We start from the raw sequence: 1,967 nt of genomic DNA on the forward strand, positions 1-1,967 counted from the left end.
GTTGATAGTTAAGGTTTCTGTGTCAATTTGGCTGTTTTGATGCGTTAAATGATGTTCTGACTGTTTACCATTGCTAAAGCCCGCCTGTGCATAAAGCAATATATTACTTGTACCAACTACAGGCGGTAGATTTATTGCTAAAATTTGCAAAATGTTAAACATTCTTTACCACTTGTAGTTCAGAAATTTAAGCTCCAAATAGGCACTATTCATATTTAGCCATTGCTTCATCAAAGGTTTTTAGCTTATCTAAAAACTGCTCAAAATTATCCGCAATAGGAAATAATAAATGCTTTCCTGTTTTTTCATCATATTCATCATGAATAACTATACAAATTTTTGGTTCATCTCCGACCGGATTATCTCTATAATCAAAACAAATCCAATCTCCATTTGCTGAGCTACCAAATGAATACACATGTTCATAGCCATAAATCGGATCATCATAAATGTATTGTCTTAAAATATTAGAACCGTAGGGGTCATAAGGATTATCCTGAGTTTCAAAAGCACTAAAACCGATCTCTCCTATTTTATCCTTGTCATATTCAAAACAATTTTGTTCTACATTTACGCCGTTATGATTTATCATTAGTTGAATATATAACTTAGGAAAATTAATGTTAAAAACATCTTCAACAGACCTAATTGTTTTTAGTTCAGTTTTTCCATAATCATATCTAATATCTAAATTCCTAAACCTCATACTATCTTCCTTCACTTAATGTTGCTTCTCCAATATGCTTAATAGAGTTATGAATATTTTCAGGTACTAATTGCATATTATTTGGGCTGCTTTGGGCATTATGATGCCATGTATATTTATCAATTTTAATATTTCCAGAATAAATATCTTTCAACTGCTTGTCTGTAAATAAACTCTTGCTAATTCTTCCAGATTCAATCTCTTTCTTTAATGCTAAAGTTGCATTTCTCATCTCTGTTCTTTTTCTTGCCTCGCTTGACATATTCTGGTAATTCTTTGGCTTCTCTATTTTTGTCGTAAATTTAGCTACATCATCAAAAATAGGTAGTCCTCTTGAATCATATGGAATATTTGCCAGCAATTTAGTATTTCCAAACTTATCAGGCTTGGAACGAATCTGAACGGCTTTCCCTCCTTCAGATTCAATAATTTGGACTTTCTCGCCTGTTTTTAATGTCCGCTCAGTTACTGTAGAACGAGCATTATTTACCACTGTTGTTGATTTCACATTTTTCTCACCAAATTCCCCTTCAATTTGCTCTCTTGTTTTCTTGGAATCATAAAGCGATTGCTTAGTTTTTGGCGTGTTTATGTCCGATTCTTTCGCAAGCAATCGAGAAGCATCTACTGCTAACTCAATGCCTTTCTCTAAGCTGGTTTGTTTCTCTTTCAGTGCTTGAATAGTCTTCTGGTTTTCACTCTCAACCAGCTGATAGAATTTACCTTGTTCTTCAAACGGTAAGCCTTGAAGCCAGCTATTCAATGCGCCTGATAAATCATCTGCTAAATTTACTGCCCCTAATAAGGTTTGTGGCACTGTCACTCGACAATCAATATCACAATCGGCTAATAATTCATTACGCTGTTTTTCGCTTAATGCTTTGAAATGCTTATGTACTTCTTCAACGCTTTCTCCGTTTTCAATCGCTTTTTTAAGGGCTTTTTGATAAGCATACACATCACGATGGGATAAGTAATTATTCTCCACCGCTCTCTTAGCCGTCTCTGCCCCAAACACTGTATCCGATGTACTGCCACCCGTGGCTTGCCCAGCCGCTGCGCCTGCAAGCTGTCCTGCTACTTTCAACAAGTTGCGTTCTTCTGCGGTGAGTTCGTTCGGTTGTTTGTTGAACACTGTTTCAGCCAGTAACATTGCGCTGCCTTCACCGACTAAACCAGCCACCGCCCCTGCACCAACGTTGTTGCCTGATACCCCAGCTTCTAATGCAGAAAGGGCGGCGTGCGCCAGTAAATTTGCCGT

Annotated in this window: 2 protein-coding genes; both read right to left on the reverse strand. The window is 37.0% G+C overall.

Translation table 11 applies throughout. From position 1 onward, the window contains the following. Window positions 1-205 precede the first annotated feature (205 nt). Window positions 206-706 (reverse strand): SMI1/KNR4 family protein, encoded by a 501-nt coding sequence (locus EDC51_RS10765; protein WP_131928948.1) that lies wholly within the window; start codon window positions 704-706, stop codon window positions 206-208. Between the two features lies 1 nt (window position 707). Beyond that, window positions 708-1,967 (reverse strand): VENN motif pre-toxin domain-containing protein (locus EDC51_RS10770; RefSeq protein ID WP_131928947.1); only part of this gene is annotated, 1,260 nt, incomplete at its 5' end.

It is taken from the genome of Bibersteinia trehalosi (assembly GCF_004346205.1).
Lineage (GTDB): Bacteria > Pseudomonadota > Gammaproteobacteria > Enterobacterales > Pasteurellaceae > Bibersteinia > Bibersteinia trehalosi.